Source organism: Pedobacter aquatilis, from assembly GCF_032678405.1.
In the GTDB taxonomy this organism is placed as follows: domain Bacteria; phylum Bacteroidota; class Bacteroidia; order Sphingobacteriales; family Sphingobacteriaceae; genus Pedobacter; species Pedobacter aquatilis_A.
In genome coordinates this window covers 332,278-357,072 of sequence record NZ_JAVTSJ010000001.1, presented here as the reverse complement: position 1 = coordinate 357,072, position 24,795 = coordinate 332,278, and the positions used below count along the sequence as shown (strand labels likewise).

At 38.6% G+C, this 24,795-nt stretch carries 17 protein-coding genes; 9 read left to right on the top strand and 8 right to left on the bottom strand.

All coding sequences use genetic code 11. The features are described 5' to 3' along the window. Nucleotides 1–303: 303 nt before the first annotated feature. Together ruvB and R2R71_RS01620 are read right to left on the bottom strand one after the other, a co-directional pair. Nucleotides 304–1,326, bottom strand: a complete 1,023-nt coding sequence (ruvB, locus tag R2R71_RS01625) for a Holliday junction branch migration DNA helicase RuvB (RefSeq protein ID WP_316829489.1) — start codon at nucleotides 1,324–1,326, stop codon at nucleotides 304–306. Nucleotides 1,327–1,357: 31 nt separating this feature from the next. Further along, nucleotides 1,358–2,257, bottom strand: a complete 900-nt coding sequence (locus tag R2R71_RS01620) for a 3-hydroxybutyryl-CoA dehydrogenase (protein WP_410478201.1) — start codon at nucleotides 2,255–2,257, stop codon at nucleotides 1,358–1,360. Nucleotides 2,258–2,674: 417 nt separating this feature from the next. Between R2R71_RS01620 and R2R71_RS01615 the strand changes: the two genes are divergently transcribed. The 3 genes from R2R71_RS01615 to R2R71_RS01605 are packed head-to-tail and all read left to right on the top strand — an operon-like array spanning nucleotide 2,675 to nucleotide 8,349. Next, nucleotides 2,675–5,785 carry a SusC/RagA family TonB-linked outer membrane protein gene (locus R2R71_RS01615; protein ID WP_316829487.1) on the top strand — a complete coding sequence of 1,037 codons (3,111 nt, stop codon included), beginning with the start codon at nucleotides 2,675–2,677 and terminating at the stop codon, nucleotides 5,783–5,785. Between the two features lie 11 nt (nucleotides 5,786–5,796). Beyond that, nucleotides 5,797–7,389, top strand: a complete 1,593-nt coding sequence (locus R2R71_RS01610; RefSeq protein WP_316829486.1) for a SusD/RagB family nutrient-binding outer membrane lipoprotein — start codon at nucleotides 5,797–5,799, stop codon at nucleotides 7,387–7,389. Between the two features lie 18 nt (nucleotides 7,390–7,407). After that, complete coding sequence (locus R2R71_RS01605) at nucleotides 7,408–8,349, top strand: DUF1735 domain-containing protein (protein ID WP_316829485.1); 942 nt, start codon at nucleotides 7,408–7,410, stop codon at nucleotides 8,347–8,349. A gap of 103 nt (nucleotides 8,350–8,452) precedes the next feature. Here R2R71_RS01605 and R2R71_RS01600 read toward each other — a convergent pair whose 3' ends face one another. Next, nucleotides 8,453–9,151 carry a hypothetical protein gene (locus tag R2R71_RS01600; protein WP_316829484.1) on the bottom strand — a complete coding sequence of 233 codons (699 nt, stop codon included), beginning with the start codon at nucleotides 9,149–9,151 and terminating at the stop codon, nucleotides 8,453–8,455. A gap of 370 nt (nucleotides 9,152–9,521) precedes the next feature. Continuing rightward, nucleotides 9,522–10,172: a pyridoxamine 5'-phosphate oxidase gene (gene pdxH, locus R2R71_RS01595; RefSeq protein WP_316829483.1), complete on the bottom strand. Its 651-nt coding sequence runs from the start codon at nucleotides 10,170–10,172 to the stop codon at nucleotides 9,522–9,524. A gap of 45 nt (nucleotides 10,173–10,217) precedes the next feature. Between pdxH and R2R71_RS01590 the strand changes: the two genes are divergently transcribed. Next, nucleotides 10,218–10,781 (top strand): YqgE/AlgH family protein, encoded by a 564-nt coding sequence (locus R2R71_RS01590; RefSeq protein WP_316829482.1) that lies wholly within the window; start codon nucleotides 10,218–10,220, stop codon nucleotides 10,779–10,781. Nucleotides 10,782–10,865: 84 nt separating this feature from the next. Here R2R71_RS01590 and purE read toward each other — a convergent pair whose 3' ends face one another. Continuing rightward, on the bottom strand, nucleotides 10,866–11,348 hold the full coding sequence (purE, locus tag R2R71_RS01585) for a 5-(carboxyamino)imidazole ribonucleotide mutase (RefSeq protein WP_316829481.1): 483 nt from the start codon (nucleotides 11,346–11,348) through the stop codon (nucleotides 10,866–10,868). 42 nt (nucleotides 11,349–11,390) lie between these two features. Further along, complete coding sequence (locus R2R71_RS01580) at nucleotides 11,391–12,530, bottom strand: 5-(carboxyamino)imidazole ribonucleotide synthase (RefSeq protein ID WP_316829480.1); 1,140 nt, start codon at nucleotides 12,528–12,530, stop codon at nucleotides 11,391–11,393. A 256-nt stretch (nucleotides 12,531–12,786) separates the two neighbouring features. Between R2R71_RS01580 and R2R71_RS01575 the strand changes: the two genes are divergently transcribed. Then, nucleotides 12,787–13,977, top strand: coding sequence for an NAD(P)/FAD-dependent oxidoreductase (locus R2R71_RS01575; RefSeq protein ID WP_316829479.1), 1,191 nt, complete (start codon nucleotides 12,787–12,789; stop codon nucleotides 13,975–13,977). Between the two features lie 88 nt (nucleotides 13,978–14,065). On the opposite strand, the gene R2R71_RS01570 is transcribed toward R2R71_RS01575, so the two are convergent. After that, nucleotides 14,066–14,782 carry a hypothetical protein gene (locus R2R71_RS01570; protein ID WP_316829478.1) on the bottom strand — a complete coding sequence of 239 codons (717 nt, stop codon included), beginning with the start codon at nucleotides 14,780–14,782 and terminating at the stop codon, nucleotides 14,066–14,068. A 279-nt stretch (nucleotides 14,783–15,061) separates the two neighbouring features. On the opposite strand from R2R71_RS01570, the gene R2R71_RS01565 reads away from it, so the two are divergent. Continuing rightward, nucleotides 15,062–17,257: a B12-binding domain-containing radical SAM protein gene (locus R2R71_RS01565; protein ID WP_316829477.1), complete on the top strand. Its 2,196-nt coding sequence runs from the start codon at nucleotides 15,062–15,064 to the stop codon at nucleotides 17,255–17,257. A gap of 120 nt (nucleotides 17,258–17,377) precedes the next feature. On the opposite strand, the gene R2R71_RS01560 is transcribed toward R2R71_RS01565, so the two are convergent. Then, a complete protein-coding gene (locus tag R2R71_RS01560; RefSeq protein WP_316829476.1) occupies nucleotides 17,378–20,605 on the bottom strand; it encodes an amidohydrolase family protein in 3,228 nt (1,075 codons plus the stop codon). A gap of 71 nt (nucleotides 20,606–20,676) precedes the next feature. On the opposite strand from R2R71_RS01560, the gene R2R71_RS01555 reads away from it, so the two are divergent. The 3 genes from R2R71_RS01555 to R2R71_RS01545 all read left to right on the top strand — a co-directional run bounded on the left by R2R71_RS01555 (nucleotide 20,677) and on the right by R2R71_RS01545 (nucleotide 24,773). Further along, a complete protein-coding gene (locus tag R2R71_RS01555) occupies nucleotides 20,677–22,569 on the top strand; it encodes an ATP-dependent DNA helicase RecQ (protein ID WP_316829475.1) in 1,893 nt (630 codons plus the stop codon). Between the two features lie 129 nt (nucleotides 22,570–22,698). After that, nucleotides 22,699–24,006: an MFS transporter gene (locus tag R2R71_RS01550; RefSeq protein WP_316829474.1), complete on the top strand. Its 1,308-nt coding sequence runs from the start codon at nucleotides 22,699–22,701 to the stop codon at nucleotides 24,004–24,006. A 29-nt stretch (nucleotides 24,007–24,035) separates the two neighbouring features. Beyond that, a complete protein-coding gene (locus R2R71_RS01545) occupies nucleotides 24,036–24,773 on the top strand; it encodes a (Fe-S)-binding protein (protein WP_316829473.1) in 738 nt (245 codons plus the stop codon). Nucleotides 24,774–24,795: the final 22 nt, after the last annotated feature.

Sequence of the window (24,795 nt, the reverse complement as noted above, 5' to 3'; positions counted from 1 at the left end):
TTATCCCCTTAAATCAGCGGGAAAATATTTTGAAATTTATAGGAAAAAAATAAATCAGCGGGAACTTTATAGCGTATTTTATCTCGCCGCAGATGCTCGCAGATTAAAAAGGATTTTAGTAGTTATATTCTGCGCTTCTTATCCCCTTAAATCAGCGGGAAAATATTTTGAAATTTACAGGGAAAATCAAAACCTGCGAGAACTTTATAGCGTATTTTAGCTTCCCGCAGATGTTCGCAGATTTAAAAGGATTTTAATAGTTATATTCTGTGTTTCTTATCCCTTTAAATCAGCGGGAAAACCTTAAAACAACTTCCCCGTCTGTCCAGGAAAATTCTTCTTTAAATGTTTGTAAGCTGCTTCAGTAACCTCGCGACCTCTCGACGTACGCATAATGTAGCCCTCCTGAATTAAGAATGGTTCATAAACCTCTTCAATCGTACCCTCATCTTCGCCTACCGCTGTAGCAATGGTTTTTAAGCCCACCGGACCACCCTTAAACTTGTCGATAATTGTAGTCAGGATTTTATTGTCCATTTCATCAAGTCCATGCTCATCAACGTTTAGTGCATTCAAGGCATAGCCTGCAATTTCAGGATCAATGCTTCCATTACCTTTAATTTGGGCAAAATCACGGGTCCTGCGTAGTAAAGCATTGGCAATACGAGGTGTTCCGCGGCTTCTCCGGGCTATTTCATAGGCGCCTTCATCACTGATCGGTGTTTTTAGGATATCTGATGAACGCAGTACAATAGTAGTTAAAAGTTTTGCATCATAATAAGCCAAACGGGCATTAATACCAAAACGGGCACGTAGAGGTGCAGTTAGCAGTCCCGAACGCGTAGTTGCGCCAACCAGTGTAAAAGGATTTAAGGAGATTTGAACAGAACGGGCATTTGGCCCTGTTTCGAGCATGATATCAATTTTAAAATCTTCCATCGCCGAATACAGGTACTCTTCAACCAAAGGTGATAAACGGTGTATTTCATCAATAAAAAGAATATCTCCGGCATCTAATCCGGTAAGTAATCCGGCTAAATCGCCTGGTTTATCCAGAACAGGCCCTGAAGTAACCTTAATACCGGCACCCATTTCGTTGGCGATGATATGAGATAAGGTTGTTTTTCCTAATCCCGGAGGCCCGTGAAGCAATACATGGTCAAGTGCTTCGCCACGTAGTTTTGCAGCCTGAACAAAAATCCGCAGGTTTTCCATAACCTTTTCTTGCCCGGTAAAATCCTCAAATGCCTGTGGACGTAATACCCGTTCAATATCCCTGTCGGTAGGCGTAAGGTTGCTGGCTTCAGGATCAAGATTTTCATTCATACAGCAAATATAAAATTAAATGCTAAAAAAATTAGGATTTTTTAAATTTGTTGGAAACAATGAGTTCTTTCGAACCGGCTGTATATTGGTAAAAGCCTTCAGCTGTTTTAACGCCTTTTTTGCCTGCAGCAACCATGTTCACCAACAGCGGGCAGGGTGCATATTTTGGGTTTCCAAAGCCTTCATGAAGTACCTTAAGAATGGCTAGGCAAACATCAAGACCAATGAAATCGGCTAGTTGTAGTGGACCCATTGGGTGCGCCATGCCCAGTTTCATTACGGTATCAATTTCGTAAACACCGGCAACTCCTTCATACAAGGTATAGATGGCCTCATTAATCATCGGCATCAGAATACGGTTTGCCACAAAGCCTGGATAGTCGTTCACTTCAACAGGTGTTTTTTGTAAACGCTCAGAAAGCGCCATGATGGTATTTGTGGTTTCATTACTGGTTTGATAGCCACGGATAACTTCAACCAGCTTCATTACCGGAACAGGATTCATAAAATGCATCCCGATAACCTTGTCTCCTCGATTGGTAACCGCTGCGATTTGCGTAATGGATATAGAGGAAGTATTCGATGCTAAAATGGCCTCGGCAGGGGCAAAGGCATCTAAATCTTTGAAAATTTTGAGTTTTAAATCGATGTTTTCTGTCGCCGCTTCAACAATTAAATCGGCTTCTTTTACTCCAGTTTCCATAGCGGTAAACGTTTTAATATTCTTTAACGTTTCTGCTTTTTGTTCTTCTGTAAGTGTTCCTTTTACAACTTGCCGATCTAAATTCTTTGTTATGGTTTGTAAAGCCTTATCTAAAGCTGTTTGATTAATGTCGATAAGATTTACCGAACATCCAAATTGCGCAAAGGTATGAGCGATGCCATTTCCCATTGTTCCGGAGCCTATAACTGAAATATTTTTAATCATAATAAGTTTATTGGATGAGTTTTATGAATTGGTTAGTTATTTTTTGTTGTCTTTTTTAGTTTTTGTGTGATTATTTCACTTCTTTCCTTGCTGAAAAGTGCCTTTTAGTCAAAATAATTAAGATAAATAGTTAAAAAATGTTTTTTAACATAGCTTAAATTGTTTATCGATACAAAAATCTTGTTTATCGTTTCTTAAAAATATAGTTGATCTCTATTTCTTTTATTAGATGTCGAATTATTAATCATCCCAACTGTTCGTAATGAATTGGAATTCCGCCCAAGTTTTCCAATAAGATGAGAATCTCAAACTAATCAAATATATGGTTTAATTAAGCAGAACTAAACAGTTCTAAAACGGCCATGTTGCGATTAATTCTTCAAATATATTATTAACTATTTAAACTAAAATTAAATGTAAATGAAAAGAAAACTACTAAAATGTTTGTTATTCTTTATGGTCTTGCTGGTGACAAAAGTTTCCGCACAAGACAGGACTGTTACAGGAGTAGTATCAGCCAAGGATGATGGCTTACCAATCCCTGGTGCTAGTATTAAACTAAAAGGAACAGGTGTAGGAACGACAACTGGTGCTAATGGGCGTTACACCCTTAAGGTTCCAACAGGTAAAGCAGAGCTGGTTATTAGCTTTGTAGGTTACAAATCAAAAGAGATATCAGTAACGAGTGGTAATCTGGATGTAGTTCTTGAGTCGAATACGAACACGCTCGATGAGGTCGTTGTATCGGCAGGTGGTATAAAGAGAACTGCCAGGGAGCAAGGTTATGCGTCTACACGTGTTGACGGAGCTTCGTTAACCGCTGGTAAATCACCAACCATTGCAGGCGGACTAACTGGAAAAGTTCCCGGCTTACAAATCAATGCAGTAAGCAGTGGTGTTAATCCAAGTTACCGATTGGTACTAAGAGGAAACCGCTCTATCACGGGAAATAACCAGGCCCTAATTGTTTTGGATGGAGCTGTTGTTCCTAATGCCATTCTAGGTAACCTTAATCCGGATGATGTTGAAGATATTACCGTACTAAACGGAGCGAGTGGTGCTGCCTTATACGGTTCTGATGCATCAAACGGTGCTTTAATTATTACCACTAAAAAAGGTAAGGTAGGTACGCCAGTTATCAAATTATCAAATACAACCGTTTTTGAACAAGTGAGCTTTTATCCTTTGTTGCAGAATTCATTTGGTTCGGGTTCTACTTCCGGTGCTCAGGTTTACGATCCTATCGAAAATCAGCAATATGGTCCTGCATTCGATGGTACGACAAGAGCTATTGGCCGTGTGCTTGAAAATGGTTCACAACAGTACGCAACTTATTCAGCTACAAACGACAAGTACGACTTCTGGGATACTGGTATTTCAAATCAAACTGATTTTTCAATTTCAGCTGCTGATGAAAAATCTTCAACTTATTTATCTGCTCAGTATTTAAACGGTGCTGGTACTACACCTAAAGATAAATACAACCGAACTGCCTTAAGGTATAACGGGTCGAGAAACTTCACTAAAAACTTTAGTGCAAACTATAATGCAAGTTATACTAAAAACAGATATGATATTACGAGTGCAACATCTACGATTTATGATAACTTATTAAATACACCGGCACAAATACCACTCTTAAGTTATAAAAACTGGGAAGATACTTCGAGTTGGGCAAATCCTGATAATTATTATAACGACTATTATAAAAACCCGTATTGGTCAATTGATAACTATAGACAAAATACAACCAATGAATACTTAACTGGTTTATTGGAGCTAAAGTATAAAGCAACCGACTGGTTAGATTTTACCTACAGAGCTGCAATTAGTAACCGTTACTATAAAAATAAAAACAGCACGGCTGGTTACACATATACACAATACACACGTGATCATTCGGCAAAAACAAATCAAAGTAGTGGTGTTTCTGATGAAACTTTAAGTACAAGCAATTTCAGTACTGATTTCTTTGCAAACATTAAAAAAGACATTAAAGATTTCTCAATTAATGCATTGATTGGTACTTCATTAAAAAGCTACGAGTATAAATATCTAAATGCTTCCGGAAGTGGTTTACAGGTAAGTGAATTATATAATCTTGGAAATATTACGGGAACCCCTTCAGCTGGTGAAGCTAATTACAATACCCGTCAAATCGGTGCATGGGCTGATGTAACCTTAGGTTATAAGAAATATCTTTACTTGCACTTAACGGGAAGAAATGACTGGGTTTCTGTTTTGGCCCCTGCTAACAGATCTTTCTTTTATCCTGCCGCAGATTTATCATTTATTCCAACGGATGCTTTTTCTTTCCTGAAAAACAGCAAAATATTAGACTACATGAAAATCAGGGCTGGTCTATCAAAAGTAGGTAACGTAAACGTGGGTAACTCAACAAATGGTGGTGCATATTCATTACAAGCAACTTTCGATTCACAAACAGGATATGGTTATGGTACAGGATATACACCAAGTAACACACTGGTATCTTCAAATTTAAAACCGGAAATTACAACTGGTTATGAGGTAGGTATGGATTTTAGGTTGTTAAAAGGCTTAGTAGATGGTACTGTAACTTATTACAATACCAGTTCAACAGGCCAGGCAATTACTGCTGGTGTACCTGCTACTACTGGTTATAGCTACTACTTATTGAATACCGGAGAATTGACCAATGAGGGGTTGGAGACAGCCTTACACTTTACACCGATTAGAAAAGGCAACTGGACATTAACCGTAGGTGGAAATTATACTTACAACAATAATAAATTGATATCACTTTCAAACGATTTAACCCGTATTGGTGTAAGTAACAGTACTACGATTTACGGACAGGTTGGCCAGGTTTATCCGGTAATTATTGGTTCAGATTACATCAGGGATTCTGAAGGCAGGGTAGTAGTAGATAAAAATACAGGTTATCCGGTAGGTACTACAACTGGAAATATTTTGGGTAACACTACTCCAAAAAACAGGTTAGGATTAGATTTTCAGTTGACATGGAAAGGATTAACTTTCTCAGGTTTATTTGAATACAGATCAAACTACGTTCAGTATAGTACAGCTGGTTCAACATACGACTTCTCGGGTTCATCAGCAAGAAGTGCTTACTACAACCGTGAGAAATTTGTTTTCCCTAACTCATCATACTATGACTCAACCACGGGTACCTATGTTGCGAATAACAGTATAACGGTTTCTGATGGCGGAGCAGGTTTCTGGACCAGCAGCAGTTTATACTCTGGCGTAACAAGTAACTATGTTTATTCAGGTAACTACTGGAAGTTAAGGGAACTATCATTGGCATATAAACTTCCATCATCGGTATTGCGTAATATGAAATTTATTAAATCTGCCACAATTAGTGCACAGGGAAGAAATTTATTCATATGGATGCCTAAATCAAACGAATATGCAGATCCGGATTATAGCAATAACGGATCAGATAGTAATGCTGTAGGTATTACCTCATTATCGCAAACGCCGCCAACAAGGTACTATGGTGGTACTATATCATTAACTTTCTAATTACACTAATTATGAAAAGAATTTTAACAGTAACTATTCTATCAATAATCATTTTTACAGTAAGCGGCTGTAAGAAATACCTTGATATAAATGAAAATGCAAACTCCGCTACATCATCATCACCAAATTTAGTTTTGCCAGCTGTACTTAATAACACCGCTTCTAACTTTATTACGTATTTTAATTATGGTGCATGGATGGCTGGATACCAGGCTAATGCTGGTGGCTATTCATTTACAGGCTCAACTTATTTTACATATAACTGGAACTCAGGTACAAATAACGGTTTATTCAATTCTGCATTTACCGATCTGAGAAGCTACCAGTATATTATTACATCTACTACAGGTGTAAACAAGTATGTGTTGTACAATGCAGTGTCGAGAATTATGAAATCTTACTATTATCAAATCTTAGTAGATGAATATGGTAATGTGCCTTATTCAGAGGGTTTGGCAGGTATTGATAATTTAACACCTCATTACGATGATGCAGCCACTATTTACAAATCTTTAGTAACGGAGATTGACGCTGCAATAAAGGATTTGCAAACTTATGGATCTAGTTCTGTCGTTACTGCCTTGGGTACTTCCGATATCATGTTTGGTGGTGACGCTACAAAATGGATCAAATTCGCAAACAATATTAAACTCCGTATTTTAACAAGGGCACAGGCAGGTACATTAGCATCATATGCGGCAACTGCATTTAGTACGTTTTCTTCAGAAGGCTTTTTAACTGATGATGTAACCATAAATCCAGGATATGTAAGCACAAGTGCCAGACAAAATCCAACTTGGAACACTTATCATTCTACTTATACGGGAAGTAACGGTTCTTATGCGGCGCAGCAAATCCCAACCCGATGGATTTTTACATTTTATAATGGTACAAAATTAACTGATGGAACACGTGGTGCTTTAATATATAAAAACTACGCTGCAGGTACTACTCCGATCAATCAGTTGGGTAATGAATCAAATGTTTCCTCATGGATTTCAGGTTATCCGGCATGGTATATTGGTGTGGGTACGGGTTCAAGTGCGCCAGAAACGCAGGGGATTTTGAAAAGTAGGGTTATGGGACAAATCATTATGCCTGCGGCTGAAACGTATTTCCTACTCGCTGAAGCGGCATTGAACGGACACACTTTATCCGGAGATGCAGCAACTAATTTTGATAATGGTATTAAAGCATCTTATAATTATCTTCAGAAATCTGGTACATCAACAGCTTCTGCAACTGATGCTGTACTTAATGCTTATTTAACGGCATACAAGGCTGCAAATTCAGCAAGCTATCTTGTGAATTATTCTTTAGCAACAACAACCGCACAGAAATTAGAAGCGATTATTACCCAAAAATATATTGCCCTTAATTTTGTAAATGGATATGAAGCATGGCAGGAATACAAAAGGACAGGTTATCCGGCTATTTCAGGTACGGCTGCAACCACAACTTTTGTATCACTTCAATCTTCAGCAACTACAGTTGATAAACTTCCGGTTAGAAACTTGTATCCTACAACAGAATATAACTTAAATCCTAACGTACCAACTGGATTGAGTCCGTTTACGTCGAAAATTTTCTGGGATGTTAACTAATTGATTAAAAATAAAGAAATGAAAAACTATAAAAAAATATTCCTGGCATTAATCGGATTGAGCCTCGGACTATCATCTTGTACCAAACAAGATGGGATTTACACCCAAAATGGATCAGACGGTATCATAGAATTGGCAGATTTACCTTCCAGAACAAGTTCTACTGCTTATTCAGTGGTAACAAAGTCGCTTGATGCTTCTGCTTCAATTGACCTTCCAATAACCATTAACTATACCGGCAATAGTGGTGCACCAGAAGATATTAGTGTCGTAATCAGCTTTGACGATGCAGCTGTGGCTACAATGAGCTCTAGTTATACGGTTTTACCATCAACGTTATATACTGTTCCAAGTTATACCGTTACCATTCCTAAAGGATCGAAAACCGGTACATTTCACCTAACATTAAATACAGCCTCATTTGACTTTACTAAAACCTATGCTTTAGGTGTGAAAATTAAATCGGTAACCAGCGGAACAATAAGTGGTAACTACGGAACCGGTGTTTTTGTAATCGTAGCCAAAAACAAATATGATGGTGTTTATACCGTAACCGCTACAAGTTCGATGGTTGATAATACTTCATCAACATTAACTGGTTATTATCCAATGACACAGGAGCTGAGAACAACAGGTGCAACATCAGTTGTAGAATATGATGGTTACCTGTATGCAAACAATTTCTACCACCCGATTAAAAGTGGTACTTCTACATCTGCATACGGAAACTTCTCGCCAATATTTACAATGGATGCCGATGGTAATGTAACCAGTGTTACGAACTACTACGGACAGGGTACAAACTCATCTGTTCGTGCTGCAAGGCTAAATCCGGCAGGGGTGAACAAGTTTACCGTTTCGGGTACTACCAAGACATTGGAAGTGAGTTACATTATGACGCAATCGGGTGCGGACAGGACATTCTTCTATGAAAAATGGACCTATACCAAAGCCAGGTAATTCCTGAATAAAGTATAAAAAAGGCGAACCGATTGGTTCGCCTTTTTTTGTGGATTGGATTCTTAATGAAATCAACCGTAAAAAGATGTTTAGAGAACACGTATTAGTTATCCCATCTTAATCGTTTTGAATTATCATCTGCAAATTTTAACCCGCTAACCAAAACCTTCATTTTTACCTCGGCAGGAATAAACTCCTTATTAAACATGGCCGGAACCCAATTTACAGGCAGCGGTAAATCACCTAATTTAAGTGCCTGTGTTTTTGCCTTACCATTTTCAAAATATTTTACCGCATACTTAATGTTTTCAGCATTGGAAATATCTGTAATAATCTCCAGGTGAAATTCAGCCGAATCGGCAGTTCTGATTTTTGTAAGTTCCTCAACAACTGTTTTAACAAATAAATCTTTAGGATAAAGCAATACGGGTATACTTGCTTTCTCCACAATTTCTTGATTACTGCTTTTTATAGAAACCACATTTTTACTGATTAAAGCGGTATCGATGAACAGTGTTTTTTTCTGGTCGTAGTTATAACTTGTTTCTAAACCCGTTGCACCGTAAAAATACCAGTTACCTGCTGGCAGGTTGTCTTTGTAGAAGCCTTTAACTATAATGTTGGCTGATTTAGCATCTGTTAAAACCACAGCGCCATTTTTTAAAGATTCATTGTTGGTTTTATACTTTAGTTCTGTACCCAAAAAAGAAATTTTCTCATTTTTTAATTTGGATTCCTGCGCATTTACGTTAAGGGAGGTGACCGCTAGGGAAAACAGCGGAACGAGGGTTTTAATTTTCATAAAATCATTGAGTTTAATTTAAAATAATTGTACATACAATATACTTTAAAATGCTGATTTACAAAAAATTAAAGTTAATAAATGTTAAATAATAATGTTAAATTTTATCCCTTTGTTTTTCATCGATACATAGCAATTATTCATCGATACATGCTTTACAGCTACCTGTTTTATTAGGATATTTGATTCATCAAGAAAAACAAAAAGGCAATTTAATTGCTTAATAAAAGAAGAAAATAATCGTTGAGTGTTCTGCTAGAATGACAACGTTTTTATAAAGATACTTCCTAGTAAATTTAGGTTAGTTAATGATTAGTTAAAGAAAAGAGATCTTGCTGGATAGCGTATCTCTTTTCATTTTTAAAGGATTTTATGGCGCTAATCTGTTCTTAATCCAGATTCCTTTTACAAGCTCAAAATTTATCCTGTCGTGCATACGGCTGCTGCGGCCTTGCCAGAACTCTATGCGGGTAGGCTTAACAATATAACCGCCCCAGTGTGCCGGTTTCGAAATGGCTTTTCCTGCGCTTTTCGTTTTCAGTTCCTCGAATTTTTCTTCTAAGACCTGCCTGTTTGCCACAATCTGACTTTGTGGAGAAGCGACTGCACCAATCTGGCTTTCAACCGGGCGTGAGGTAAAATAAGCTTCAGACGTTTCCTTATCAAGTTTTTCTACTGTTCCTTCCACTCTAACCTGTCGCTCTAAATCGGGCCAGAAAAAAACCAGTGCTGCATAAGGGTTACGTTTCAGTTCCTTGCCCTTGGCGCTCAGGTAGTTCGTAAAAAACCTGAATCCATCTTCATCTACACCTTTTAGTAATACAATCCGGGCATCAGGTTTACCAGCTTTATCGGCAGTAGCCAGGGTCATAACATTAGGCTCATAAACCTGCGCTTCTAAGGCGTGGTCAAACCATTTTTTGAATTGCGTAATAGGATTGTTATCTACGTCAGCTTCATCTAACGTGGCGCTTTTATAATCTTGGCGCAGGTTTTGTAGAAATTCATTAGTAACTTGCATAAACAAAAATAGGCATCTTTTACGGTGCAACAAATGATTATCATCATGCTAAACAATTTAAATCCAAAAACCGACCGTTTATTAATTTCTGAACCTTTTATGGCAGATCCTAACTTTAAACGTTCAGTGGTTTTATTAACAGAACATGGCGAGGAGGGAACCGTGGGTTTCATCTTAAACCAGGCAGGTAATTTGCTGCTGAAAGATGTTATTCAGGATTTGTGGGCTGCGGATAATCAGATTTATTTTGGTGGGCCTGTTGCTGCCGATACGATTCATTTTATACACCGGGCGTATGATAAATTACAAAGTGGTGAAGAAATTGTAAATGGGATTTACTGGGGTGGAAATTTTGAAACCCTGAAAATCCTGGTTAACGCTAATGCCATTGATGAAAGCGAAGTTAAATTTTTCATGGGCTATTCGGGTTGGGATGAAGGTCAGTTAGACCGGGAGCTGGAGCAAAACGCCTGGATGGTAAGTGATATTCAGCATCCGGATATTATTTTCGGAAACGATGAGGAGAAACTCTGGAGGGATGTAATTGTAAACCTGGGTCCGAAGTATGCACATATCAGCAATTTCCCCACAGACCCAAGCTTGAATTAAATTATTGTCAGAAAAGTTAGCAGTCCGCAGACCGAAGTGATGAATGCTAATAAAACATCAAATCATCTGACTTCCGACTGTGGACTACATACTATCGGCGCTTTCCTCTACTTTTCTTCTCAGTTCATCTTTATAGGCCTGCATTTTAACCGTTATCGATTCATCAGCCGTTGCTAAAATCTGCGTGGCCAATAAACCTGCGTTTTTTGCTGCATTTAAAGCAACCGTAGCCACAGGAATACCATTAGGCATTTGTAAGATCGATAAAATGCTATCCCAGCCATCAATGGAGTTTGATGATTTTACCGGAACACCAATTACCGGCAATGTGGTAATAGAAGCAACCATACCTGGCAAATGAGCTGCACCACCGGCACCGGCAATAATTACCTTTAAGCCTCTTCCTTGTGCTTTCTTTGCGTAATTGAACATCCTTTCTGGTGTTCTGTGTGCAGAAACCACAGTAATTTCGTAATCAATTCCGAATTCCTTTAATACATCAGCGGCATCTTGCATAACAGGCAAATCAGATTTGCTGCCCATAATTATTCCTACTTTCGCACTCATTATATGTGTTTTGTGATTTAAGTCTTCTTTTAGTTTGTTTTCTTAAGCAATTACCCTTAACGTTTTCTGAACGTAACGGGCTTTTTCAATAGCCTTTTCCCGGTCAATATCCACTATGGTTACATGGCCCATTTTGCGGAAAGGTTTAGTATATTTCTTCCCGTATAGGTGCACGTAAACGCCATCAATTGCTAAAATCTTTTCTAAGTTTTCATATTTGGCAATGCCTTCTGAGCCTTTTTCGCCCAACAGGTTAATCATAATTGCATTGGTAATACTGGTGGTATCGCCTAAGGGCAAATTGTAAATTGCACGCAAATGTTGTTCAAACTGCGAAACATAATTGCCTTCAATAGTTTGATGACCGCTGTTGTGTGGACGTGGAGCAACCTCGTTTACCAGTAGTTCACCATCTCTGCATACAAACATTTCAACCGCTAAAATACCTGTTATATTCATTGATGATGCAATGTTCTTTGCAATGTTCTCCGCTTTTTGCTGTAAACTTTCGGCAAAGGTTGATGGCGAAATCAGGAACTCTACCAGGTTGGCTTCAGGATTAAATTCCATTTCCACCATCGGGAAAGTTTTCATATCACCGTTCGAATTGCGGGCAACAATTACGGCAACCTCCTTTTCAAAGTCGACCAGCTTTTCGATAATACAAGGCGCATCAAAGGCTTTATCCAAATCAGCGGCATTGTTAATCCGCATAACACCTTTACCATCATAACCATCTTTACGAAGTTTTAAAATGTATGGAAAAGGGATGTGGCTGTTTTCCATATCCTCTTTAGTGTTTACAATCTGGAAAGGAGAGGTGGGGATATCATTTTCCTTGAAAAACTGTTTCTGAACACCTTTGTCCTGAATCAACCGTATTACCCTCGATTGTGGAAAAACCTGTTTTCCCTCTTTTTCCAATTGCTCTAAAGCCTCAATATTAACTTTTTCTATTTCTATGGTTATTAAATCAGCTTTCTTGCCGAAATTATAAACCGTATCAAAATCAGTAATAGAACCGTTTTCAAAGTAGTTTGCAATATGCTTGCAAGGCGCATCAGGGTCGGGGTCTAAAACCAATGAATTAACATTGTAATTAATCGCCTGTTGAATGAGCATACGGCCTAATTGACCGCCACCTAAAATACCTAATTTTAATTCGCTAATCTGTTTTGCCATCAATGAGATTGAGTTTTTTGAGCTGCAAAAATAGCAAAAAGAACAAGGATAATGGCAGAATCATTAATTTGTATCATTTAAATTTCGAAGCGCAAGGCCACTGCAACGAGTCAAATTCAGTCCCGCTTTACGTTTCAATCTTTTTGCGATTGTCAGCCTGAGCTTGTCTAAGACCTGCAACAAAAAGTATTTCCACTTCAATCGGGGCTATTAAACAACTATACTGCTATAAACCTAAAACTTATACCTTTGTTGTATGAATGCTGATGCGATTATTATTGGTGCAGGTGCCTGCGGATTGATGTGTGCGGTGCAGGCCGGATACCTTGGTAAAAAAGTAATTGTTCTTGAAAAAAACGAAAAACCTGGCGCCAAAATCTTAATTTCTGGTGGCGGAAGATGTAATTACACCAACCAGTTTGCATCGGCAGAACAGTTTATTTCGGCAAATCCTCATTTTATTAAATCTTCATTTACCCAATGGACGGTTGATGATACCATTAGTTTTTTTGAAACCTATGACATCCAGGGAAAGGAAAAAACACTGGGACAATTATTTCCGGAAGGTAAAAATGCGAAAGATATTGTACAGGTTTTTACCTCAGTATGTGAAGATTTCGGACAGGAAATCCGGTGTAATGCCGATGTGAAAGAAATTGAAGTTTTACCGGATGGCTTTCGGGTGAGTTATGAAGCCAAGGGCAAAAAAATAACCTTAAGCACTGAAAAGTTAGTGATTGCTACAGGAGGTTTGCCAATACCAAAAATGGGTGCAACCGACTTCGCACTGCGTTTTGCCCGCAAACATGGTTTAAAAATTGTGGAAACAGCACCGGCTTTGGTTCCTTTAACCATTACCGGGAAAGATGAAGAATGGTTTGCCCAGCTTTCAGGTAATTCGGTTTTCTGTGAAGTGAGTAATGATGAAATTTCTTTTGAGGAAAATATTTTATTTACGCATTGGGGTTTAAGCGGTCCGGCAATTTTGCAGATTTCTTCATTCTGGCGCAGGGGGGCAATCATCAATATAAATCTCCTCCCTAATCATGATATCGCCTTGCTGCTCGATGAAGAGCGTAAATCGAATGGAAAAAATATGTTATCAACCTTGTTGAACAGGTATTACACGAAGAAATTTACAGATGCTTTAGGTAAGTTTTTACCCTTAATAAAGCCTGTTGCATCCTTAACTAAAACTGAAATCGATTTAATCGTGCAAACAATTCATCACTTTAAGGTTAAGCCCGCTGGCGATAAAGGTTATGATAAGGCTGAGGTTATGCGAGGTGGAATTGATACTGATGAAATTTCAGCCAAAACGCTAGCCTGTAAGAAGATTCCAGGCTTGTTTTTTGGTGGCGAATGCCTGGATGTTACCGGTTGGCTTGGCGGTTATAATTTTCAATGGGCCTGGGCAAGTGGGTTTGTAATCGCTCAAAATATTTAGGATTATCTTTACAATCACGTCATTGCCAGGTATGAAGTAATGACGACCGCCTGAAGAACTGCTTTAATTCTGTGTTTCCGTGGCAAAACTACAAATAAACATTCGGCATAATTTCCCACGCCCACGGTTTTTTGAAGGTTTTAAAAGTTCTCAACTGAGAAAAATAAAGTACTTCGCTTGTTTTTCGGTTTGCAATATCGCGTCGGTGTAAATTACCAACGGTTGTAAATAACTCACGGGTCTTAAAATCGTAAACCCTTTCAGTCATATCCCCGGTATTCTGATTAAAGTAAAGGTTCACAGCACTGGTTAGGAACCAATCTTTACGTTCGAATTTAAACGTATAACCTAATTCCCAGCGCCATTCGGCACCACCCTGAAACCTGAGGTAAAGCTGTTGGTCTTTAATGTTAATCTGGTTTAAAGGATCGCCGAGTTTACCTCCCTCTTGCGAACGTAAGATGAAATCGTTGTTTTGGGTAGATAGCTGATAAACACCTGTTGAGCTGTTTTTGAAAAAGATCGCCAGGATACGTGGTTTTTGGGTTTCCTTAATAATCTCAGAATTATTGTCGCCATAGGTCCTGGTTTCATCAGTAATCCGGTCTGATTCGAAAATTACGGCTAAATCATCATTTCCATCGTTATTCAAATCGCCGTTGGCCGTTTCTATAACCGTCCAGTTTGCCGGGGTAAGCTGTTCAACTGAAATGCCTTGTGTTTTTACTTTAGGAAATAGAAATGTTTTTTGGGCATTGCTGGTGTGAGCGATTAGAACAAGGAAAAAGAAAATACAAACTTTCATTCGGCAGAAAAAGGTATTGATGTTTTTTTAAAACGCAGGAATGAATGTTTTAGTTTGTAAGTGTTGTCATACTGAAGTACGGAGCATCTGTTTCTTTTTATTTCTAGTCTTGCTTATCCAGTGCCATTAATGACAGTACTATTATTAAAAGTTTCTTTTCATCGCTTGTTGATTCTTCATTGCATTCAGAATGACAAAAACTAGGAAAATTGCTACTCAATCACTTATTAAAACCATAAGTCTTGAAAAACCCTTACTTTTGCATTTTAAATATTCCTTTTGAAAACAGAACTCTTTATTGTTACGCCACCATTTACGCAACTGAATACCCCATATCCGGCTACAGCGTATATAAAAGGCTTTCTGAACACTAAAAATATTAGTTCAACCCAGGCAGATTTAGGCATTGAGGTAATCCTTAAAATATTTTCAAAAGCGGGTTTAACCGATTTGTTCAACGTCAAAACGGATAAGGCATTGAGCCCGAATGCAAAGCGTATTCTTGCCTTGCAAGACGAATATTTAAAAACCATAAGCACTGTTATCGATTTTCTGCAAGGTAAAAATCCAACCCTGGCGCTGCAGATTTGTGGCGATGACTTTCTGCCACAGGCTTCAAGATTTGAGCAACTGGAAGAATTAGACTGGGCTTTTGGTGCTATGGGTACGCAAGATAAAGCGAAACATTTAGCAACACTTTACCTCGAAGATATTTCAGATTTTATCGTAGAATGTGTTGATGAAAACTTCGGTTTCAGTCGTTATGCCGAACGTTTAGGCAGGAGCGCCAACTCATTCGATGAACTTTACAACACCCTGGCACAGGAGCCGAGCTATATCGATAAAATTCTCCTTTCTGTTTTAAAGGGATATATTGAAACCGTTCAGCCCAAATTATTTTTGATTTCGGTTCCGTTTCCCGGAAACTTGTACAGTGCATTCCGCTCTGCTCAATGGGTGAAAAAAAATCATCCGGAGATTAAGATTTCTATGGGTGGTGGTTTCCCGAATACCGAATTACGCTCCTTATCAGATAAACGTGTTTTCGAGTTTTTCGATTTCATTACACTTGATGATGGGGAACTACCAATAGAATTACTTATTCAGAATATCAGCGGAAATGTTCCATCTGAAATGCAAATGTATAAACGTACATTCTTGCTCAACGATGATGAAGTAGTTTATAGAAATGATTCTTTTAGAAAGGATTATAAACAAGCTGATGTTGGTACGCCTGATTATTCGGGTTTACTGTTAGATAAATACATTTCCGTAATCGAAATTGTGAATCCAATGCACCGTATGTGGAGCGATGGGCGATGGAATAAGCTTACCATGGCACATGGCTGCTATTGGGGTAAATGTACCTTTTGCGATATTTCTTTAGATTACATTAAGGTTTATGAGCCGGTACAAGCGAAGCAAATTGTTGACAGGATAGAAGAACTCTCTTTAAAAACCGGTCAGAATGGCTTTCACTTTGTTGATGAAGCTGCGCCACCTGCATTAATGCGGGAAGTTGCCTTGGAAATCCTTCGAAGAAAATTAGCCGTAACCTGGTGGACCAACATTCGCTTCGAAAAAAGTTTTACTGCCGATTTATGTTTATTGCTAAAGGCTTCTGGCTGTATTGCTGTTTCAGGGGGCTTAGAAGTGGCATCAGACAGGTTATTAAAACTTATTGACAAAGGTGTTACCGTAGAACAGGTTGCCAGGGTTACCAGAAATTTTACCGCGGCGGGTATAATGGTGCATGCTTATCTGATGTACGGTTACCCAACTCAAACCGTTCAGGAAACGGTAGATAGTTTGGAGATGGTACGTCAGTTATTTGAAGCTGGTATACTGCAATCTGGTTTCTGGCATCAGTTTGCGATGACTGCTCATAGTCCTGTTGGTATGTATCCGGAGAAGTTTGGTGTGGTGAAGGAAACAGAACGCATCGGTACATTTGCCAATAATGACATTAATTACAGGGATAAAACCGGAATCGACCATAATAAATTTAGCTTTGGATTAAAGAAATCGCTGTTCAACTTCATGCATGGCATCTGCTTTGATTACCAATTACAAGATTGGTTCGATTTCAAGATTCCAAGAACTAAAATCGCACCTGATTTTATAGAAAAAGCCATTCAGGAAGAGCATCATTTTAATACAAAACCTACTGCCAAAGTAATCTGGTTAGGGAGTAAGCCTGAGGCTGAATATTTCACCAAAACAAAAAAAGGCAACTCCTGGGAAATGGCTTCACTAACTTTTCATGACAAGAGGGAGAGTTTCACCGTTCAGGTTAATAAAAATGAAGGCGAATGGTTGGTTTCAATTTTAGAAAGGATTAAAGCGACCGGGGAAAACATACATTCTTTTCAGGAGCTTAAATCGGATTTTGAAACCGAAATGGATAATTTTGAATTGTTCTGGTATTCCAAACCCGTAAATACGTTGAGGGAATTTGGGTTGTTGGTATTGTAAAGCTTTAAGCTTTCCTTACTTTAAGTCGTCATTGCGATGAAAGCAGGAATACTAAAAAAGAAAGTTCCCGCAGATTTAAAAAGATTAGCGTTAATCTTTTTAAATCTGCGGGATTATAATTTAATCGCAGTGCGGAACAGTAAATGTCCAAGTTTCTGATTCGCCGTTCGGAATGATGTAGCCATTTCCTCTTGCATTTTCGAACCAAAGCTTTCCACGGAGTCTTTCTCTTGTACCAACTTCATTCATGGTAGCGCTATCGTACAAGCGACCATTAATCATCACATACTTGATTTTTTCAGAGTTGCGGATATCATCTAAAGGATTTGCGTCCATAATGACCATATCTGCGAGTTTACCAACTTCTAAAGAGCCTATTTCCTTATCCATTCCTAAATAAGATGCGCCATTTAAGGTAGCATTTCTAATGGCTTGTAAAGGCGAAAAACCACCCTGAACAAACATCCAAAGCTCCCAATGTGCACCTAAACCCTGGATTTGTCCGTGTGCACCCAAATTTACCTTTGTACCGCCATCAGCAATTTGTTTAGCCGCTTTCGCAATATCAATATGGTTATAGTCGCTATATTCAGATGTCGTTCTTCTTCTTGCCCTCGAATCGATGATTGAACGTGGCGTATAGGTCATTAATTTTTCATTCTCCCATACATTGGTTCTGTCGTACCAGTAATTTTCGCCCCATTGGCCCCCATAAGCTACAATCAAAGTAGGGGTATAGCCAACATTGGTATTGTTCCAGAGTGTCGTAACATCTTTATAAACAGGTAAAACCGGAATGCTGTGTTCAATACCTGTATGGCCATCAACCACCATGTTCATGTTATGGAAGAATGTTGAGCCACCTTCAGGAACAACTTCCATTTTTAATTGACGGGCAGCTTCTAAAATCTGCTGGCGTTGCTCTCTGCGTGGCTGATTATAAGATTTTACTGAAAATGCGCCAACGGCTTTCAGTCTTTTTAAATGTGCCAATGCATCATCTAAACCGTTAATAACCACTTTGAAATCGCCATCAGCACCATATAAGATCCCTCCGGTTGAGTAGACTCTCGGGCCAACCATCCGCCCGGCTTTAAGCATTTCACTTTGACTGAAAACCATTTCGGTGTTGCTCGAAGGGTCGTGAGCAGTAGTTACCCCAAAAGCTAAGTTAGCCATATAGCTCCAGTCGCTTTGTGGGGAAATTCCGTCAGGACTGGTTCGTAAATGAGCATGTACATCAACAATTCCGGGCATAATGGTTTTACCATTTACGTCAATCACTTTTGCATTTGCAGGAATGGTAACCGCATCAGCTTTTCCAATTGCTGTGATTTTATTTCCATCTGTTAAAATGATTCCATTCTCAATTACTTCATCGCCTTTCATCGAAATAATCCTGGCGCCTTTTAAAGCAATAATTCCAGTTGGCAAATCAGATTTTAACAAAAGGTTTATATCTACCGAAGTGGGCTGTGTTTTTGGTGTCGAACCATCAAAATTAAAGGCGCTGTTTACATCAATAGTAAAATATTTTGGTCCTAAAGTCCAGTGTAAATTTTTACTGTCTGCCGTCCATTGGATGTACGTACCGCCATCGGTGGTAATTTTGGCTACTGGAATAGCCTTATTACCCGCTGAAGCATCCTGAGCTGTTCCAATGTTAATCATTGGTGTAATGTACACGTTAAAGAGTTCGTTAAAAGCCAGCCACTTATTATCCGGACTTACTACAAACTGATTGGCGTACTGGGATGTAAAATGTGTTCGCTCATTTGCGCCGTTCAAATCAATACTTTTCAATGCTTTCTTTCCATCGGCGTAACTCTGGAAGTAAATCCGGGTATCGGTATTATTAAAAGAAGGTTTAATACCGTTTTCTGAAACCAAGGTTTTGCTTCCACCATTTGCAGGCATGATAAAAATACCGGTTCCACGGCCGTAGTTATAACCCAAAACATCGTTACCACTTCCTTTTCTGAAAACGATTTTATCACCTTTAGTTGAATACTGTGGCGAATAGTAAAAACCTTTTTCATCGCTTAAGGTAATCGTTTTGCCTGATTTTAAATCTGTTCGTTTAATTGCACCACGCAATTCATCACTCCAGCTGGTGTAGATTACATATTTTCCATCAGGACTGAAAGCGGGTTCAAATTCGAAGTCAAGACCATTTGTTAAACGTTCAGGAGTTCCGTTTGGTAGTTCCTGCTTGTACAAAAATCCAGCGGCATTAAATACGATTGTTTTTCCATCAGGAGAGGTACTTAACTGGCGGAGCATTTTTGCCGAGAAATCATTGTTAAATACTTGTTGTTCGAAATGTACTGACTCCTGTACGGTTTGAACGGTATTTGCCTGAAAGGGAATGGTTGAAGTAATTAAGCTGGCAAGTTCAGTTTTCCTGATTTTACCCTTGGCATAAAATACCAGGTTTTTGCTGTCTGGTGTCCACGCAAAATTAGGGTAAACACCAAAAATAGCCCAGGTTTCCTGTTGGTCGTGCGATAAATCTTCGTTTACAGGCCATTCTTCGCCGGTTTTAATGTTTTGTACATAAAGCGTCGATTTTAAGCGGACACGTTTTACAAAAGCAATCAAATTTCCATCAGGTGAAACCTGCGGACGACATGCACCGCCTTGTTCGTTAATTAAGGTGGTTAATTTACCGGTGGTTAAATCCAACTGACGGATGGCATAGATTGTTCCGTTGGGATCTTTACTGTATTCGAAATTAGGACCCGGGCTTACATCTTCGCTAAAATAAACGTATCTGCCATCAGGTGAAACATTAGGTTCTCCGGCATCTTGCTGGTCGTTTTTTCGTTTAGTTAACTGAACACCATCACCGCCGTTTATGTTGTACATCCACATTTCTCCGGCACCCAGGGAGCGGCCTGCGGTGAAATGTTTCCTGGCAACAATATATTCGCTGTTAGGCATCCAGGTTGCATTATTTAGTAACCTGAAAGTTTCTTTGGTTACTTGTTTTTTACCAGAGCCATCACGGTTCATAATCCAGATGTTATCACCGCCACTTTTATCGCTCGTGTAGGAAATGTATTTTCCATTCGGGCTAAATCGCGGCTGAACATCGTAAGCAATACCACCGCTAATGAGTTTTGCCTGCCCGCCAGCAAAAGGCATCGTATAAATATCTCCGAGCAAATCGAAAACGATTTCCTGTCCATCCGGACTAACATCGAGATTCATCCAGGTTCCTTCATCGGTATTCAGGCTGAAGTTTTTGGTTGTTCCATGAAATTTTTCCACATCCCATTTTTTTTCCTGGGCATTTGAAGTGAAAAATAACAGTGAAAGCGCAGCTAATATGTAGCGTTTTTTCATTAAATTTCTATTAATTATGGCGCAATTTAGCAATATCAATAGCTTTTTTATAGTTTTGATATCGCCGATTTATGACAGCAATAGAGATTTTACAAAAATATTGGGGACACCAATCTTTCAGGCCGCTACAGCAAGATATTATTGCTTCAGTATTAGAGGATAAAGATACGCTGGCACTTTTGCCCACCGGCGGAGGAAAATCGATATGTTTTCAGGTACCTGCATTGCTTAAAGATGGAATATGTATTGTTGTATCGCCACTCATTGCGCTGATGAAGGATCAGGTAGAAAACCTGAAATCGAAAGGGATTGAAGCAGTGGCCATTTATGCCGGAATGGGAAAACGGGAAATTGATATTTTACTGGATAACTGCATTTATGGCAAAATTAAGTTCCTGTACCTTTCACCTGAGCGGCTGTTATCTGAACTGGTTCGTGTACGTATTTCTTACATGAATGTGAACCTGATTGCCGTTGATGAAGCACATTGTATCTCGCAATGGGGATATGATTTTCGACCGCCTTACCAGCAAATTGCAAAACTTAGGGGAATTTTGCCTGATGTTCCTGTTTTGGCATTAACCGCTACAGCGACTGAATTTGTAAGGCAGGATATTGTTGAGAAACTTGAACTGAAAAATCCGCAGGTTTTTGTTAAAAGCTTTGCAAGAGATAATTTAAGTTATGTTGTTTTTAATAAGGAAGATAAACATAAAAAGTTGATTGATATCTGCAAAAACGTTAAAGGTACCGGGCTTGTTTATGTACGAAACCGGAGAGAGACCGCTGAAATTGCTAATTTTATCAACCGGAACCACATTAAAGCTGATTTTTACCATGCAGGTTTAGAACGGGATGTTCGTTTTCAAAAGCAGGAAGATTGGAAACTGAACAAAACCAGGGTTATGGTTGCCACCAATGCCTTTGGAATGGGTATTGATAAAGCAGATGTTCGCTTTGTGGTGCATCTTGATTTGCCCGAAAGCCTTGAGGCTTACTACCAGGAGGCGGGCAGGGCCGGACGTGATGAAAATAAAAGTTACGCCGTTTTACTTGCCAATCAATCTGATATTTTAAGCCTTGAAGCACGCTATATCGATAGCTTTCCATCACCCGAAGACATAAGAAAGGTTTACCATTATTTAGGTAATTACTTCCAGCTGGCATTTGGCGCCGGAGAAGGCCTTACTTTTACTTTTGATGTGGCTGATTTTTGTAAAAGATTTAATATTAGCGTTTTAAAAACAATTTCATCATTAAAGTTTCTTGAGCACGATGGTTACATCACCTTGTCTGAAAGTATCTTTTTGCCATCGAGGCTGATGTTTATTGTGAATCATGAAGAAGTGTATCGTTTTCAGATCGAGAATAAAGCTTATGACGGCGTGATAAAGACTATTCTCAGGTCTTATGGCGGTGCTTTTGATGGTTTCGTTAAGATAAATGAAGCCGATTTAGCCAAGAAGTTAGGCATGTCTTATAAAGACGTAGTTGCGCTTTTAAATAAATTGCAATCAATAGAAATGTTAACCTACATTCAGCAAACCGATCAACCGCAATTACAATATGTTCGTCCTCGGGTTGATATGGACCATTTCGACCTTGATGTGAACTACTTAAATTTAAGAAAAGAGATATTACTTAAACAAGTTAATGCTGTTGCGGGCTATACCACAACTAATAGATGCCGGAGTATTCAGCTGTTAAACTACTTTGATGAACATAATGCAACCAAATGTGGTGTTTGCGATGTTTGTTTGGCTGAGAAAAGGGCCGAAAATGATGTGCAATTGAATGACGAAATTGAATTTGACATCGTATCGTTACTACAACAACAGCCATTAAGTTTGGATGATTTGGTTAACAGCATTAAAAATGGCGCTGAAAATGAGCGTATCGATGCCATTCGCGAATTATTAGATGCCGGCAAGATAAAAACTGACGGAAAGAAATACTATCTTTAACGGGCTAAAACGATGAATTGTTGAAACTGTGGGAAATGGTTAACTGCAATTAAACGTTAAACGATATGTAGTACAAAACGCCTGCGATTAACCCGTTACCAAATAAACAGTTAACCTCCTTAAAACTAAATGATACAAAAAGACAACAAGAAAACCATCCGCTCATGGGCTTTCTTCGACTGGGCAAATTCTGCCTATAACCTGGTTATTACTTCTACAATTTTCCCAGTTTACTATGTCGCTATAACTACAACAAAAGCGCATGGCGATGAAGTAACTTTTTTCGGTAAAACATTTATAAATACCGTCCTGTCTAATTACGCCTTATCATTTGCTTACTTGGTAATGGTTGTTTTGCTGCCGATACTGTCTTCATATGCCGATGCAAAAGGGAAAAAGAAATTTTTCATGCAGTTGTTCACTTATATAGGCTCATTAGCATGTATGGGATTGTTTTTCTTTAAATTGGAAACCCTGGAAATAGGAATTATTTGCTTTGTTCTTGCTGCTATGGGTTATGTTGGTGGTGTAATGTTTAACAACTCGTATCTTCCTATAATTGCATCAACAGAAAACCAGGACAAAGTTAGTGCACAAGGGTTTTCTTATGGGTATGTTGGTAGTGTAATTTTACAGCTCATCTGCTTTGTGTTTGTGTTAAAACCTGAACTTTTTGGCATTACCGATAAGTCTTTACCGGCACAGATTTCCTTTTTACTTGTGGGTATCTGGTGGTTTTTGTTTGCACAGATTCCGTTTAAAGTTCTGCCAAAAGATTTACCAAATCCTGCATTGGCAGATAAGGGTATTGTAAAGAGTAGCTTCGGTGAATTTGTTAAGGTATGGAATCAACTTAAGCAAATGAGCTTTCTAAAAACCTATTTAATCGCTTTTTTCTTTTATTCGATGGGGGTTCAAACCATCATGTTGGCAGCCGCTGGTTTCGGGGCTAAAGTTTTAAAATTAGAATCGGGCAGTTTAATCGCTGTAATTTTAATTATTCAGCTGGTAGCCATTTTAGGCGCATGGCTGATGTCACTTTTGGCAAAGAAACTGGGTAATATCAATGTTTTGATAATTGTTGTTATAATTTGGATTGGTTGCTGTATTTATGGTTATTCTATCACCAATGAGTACCAGTTTTATGCCCTTGCAGCAATTGTAGGGTTGATTATGGGAGGGATACAATCGTTGTCACGTTCTACTTATTCGAAAAATATTCCTGAAAATACGACAGATATTGCATCATTTTTTAGTTTTTATGATGCTACCGAAAAGTTAGCCATAGTAATTGGGTTATTTAGTTTTGCTTTGATTGAAGGTATTACCCATAATATGCGTCAATCTATTATTGCTTTGGCATCATTTTTTATAGTAGGTTTAATCTTTTTGGTAATCTTAAAGAAAATCGAGCGCAAAGAGTCGGCAAAATTGTAAGTTTGTAGCTCGAATTGTAATTATAATAGATGAAAGTAGAATTGTTTGTTCCCTGTTTTGTAGACCAGTTATATCCCGAAACCGCATTTAATACTTTAAGGTTATTAGAAAAATCAGGATGTAATGTGGCATACAACTCAAAGCAAACCTGTTGCGGTCAGCCTGCCTACAATGCTGGTTACTGGGATGAAGCAAAGGAGGTTGGTACAAAGTTTCTGAATGATTTTACCGAAAATACTTATGTTGTTGCACCATCAGCGTCATGTGTTGGAATGGTGAAAAGTGGTTATAACGATTTATTCACCAATACCATCGTTCACAACAAATGCCGTAGCTTACAATCAAACATCTGGGAGCTTTCTGATTTTCTGGTAAATGTGGCTAGGAAAGACTATTTCGGTGCTGAACTGGAAGGGAAGGCTGTTTACCATGATTCCTGCAGTGCTTTACGCGAATGCAAAATTAAAGATGAACCGCGTCAGCTCTTGTCAAAAGTTCATGGTTTGGAAATGCTCGAACTTGCAGATAGCGATATGTGCTGTGGTTTCGGTGGAACCTTCGCCGTAAAATTCGATGCTATTTCATCGGCAATGGCCGAACAAAAGGTTAATAATGCTTTAGCACAACAAGCTGATTATATTATTTCTACAGATTTATCATGCCTTTTACACCTGCAAGGCTATATCGATAAAAATAACCTTCCGATTAAAACCATGCATATTGCCGATGTGCTGTGCCATGGCTGGTTAGAAAGTACTGAATATTAACAAGATTATTACTGCTGATTAG

What these genes read in the sequence shown, in the direction of transcription:
- ruvB (WP_316829489.1), bottom strand. Translation starts at nt 1,326, where the DNA reads ATGAATGAAAATCTTGATCCTGAAGCCAGCAACCTTACGCCTACCGAC.
- R2R71_RS01615 (WP_316829487.1), top strand. Translation starts at nt 2,675, where the DNA reads ATGAAAAGAAAACTACTAAAATGTTTGTTATTCTTTATGGTCTTGCTG.
- R2R71_RS01610 (WP_316829486.1), top strand. Translation starts at nt 5,797, where the DNA reads ATGAAAAGAATTTTAACAGTAACTATTCTATCAATAATCATTTTTACA.
- R2R71_RS01605 (WP_316829485.1), top strand. Translation starts at nt 7,408, where the DNA reads ATGAAAAACTATAAAAAAATATTCCTGGCATTAATCGGATTGAGCCTC.
- R2R71_RS01600 (WP_316829484.1), bottom strand. Translation starts at nt 9,151, where the DNA reads ATGAAAATTAAAACCCTCGTTCCGCTGTTTTCCCTAGCGGTCACCTCC.
- pdxH (WP_316829483.1), bottom strand. Translation starts at nt 10,172, where the DNA reads ATGCAAGTTACTAATGAATTTCTACAAAACCTGCGCCAAGATTATAAA.
- R2R71_RS01590 (WP_316829482.1), top strand. Translation starts at nt 10,218, where the DNA reads ATGCTAAACAATTTAAATCCAAAAACCGACCGTTTATTAATTTCTGAA.
- purE (WP_316829481.1), bottom strand. Translation starts at nt 11,348, where the DNA reads ATGAGTGCGAAAGTAGGAATAATTATGGGCAGCAAATCTGATTTGCCT.
- R2R71_RS01580 (WP_316829480.1), bottom strand. Translation starts at nt 12,530, where the DNA reads ATGGCAAAACAGATTAGCGAATTAAAATTAGGTATTTTAGGTGGCGGT.
- R2R71_RS01575 (WP_316829479.1), top strand. Translation starts at nt 12,787, where the DNA reads ATGAATGCTGATGCGATTATTATTGGTGCAGGTGCCTGCGGATTGATG.
- R2R71_RS01570 (WP_316829478.1), bottom strand. Translation starts at nt 14,782, where the DNA reads ATGAAAGTTTGTATTTTCTTTTTCCTTGTTCTAATCGCTCACACCAGC.
- R2R71_RS01560 (WP_316829476.1), bottom strand. Translation starts at nt 20,605, where the DNA reads ATGAAAAAACGCTACATATTAGCTGCGCTTTCACTGTTATTTTTCACT.
- R2R71_RS01555 (WP_316829475.1), top strand. Translation starts at nt 20,677, where the DNA reads ATGACAGCAATAGAGATTTTACAAAAATATTGGGGACACCAATCTTTC.
- R2R71_RS01550 (WP_316829474.1), top strand. Translation starts at nt 22,699, where the DNA reads ATGATACAAAAAGACAACAAGAAAACCATCCGCTCATGGGCTTTCTTC.
- R2R71_RS01545 (WP_316829473.1), top strand. Translation starts at nt 24,036, where the DNA reads ATGAAAGTAGAATTGTTTGTTCCCTGTTTTGTAGACCAGTTATATCCC.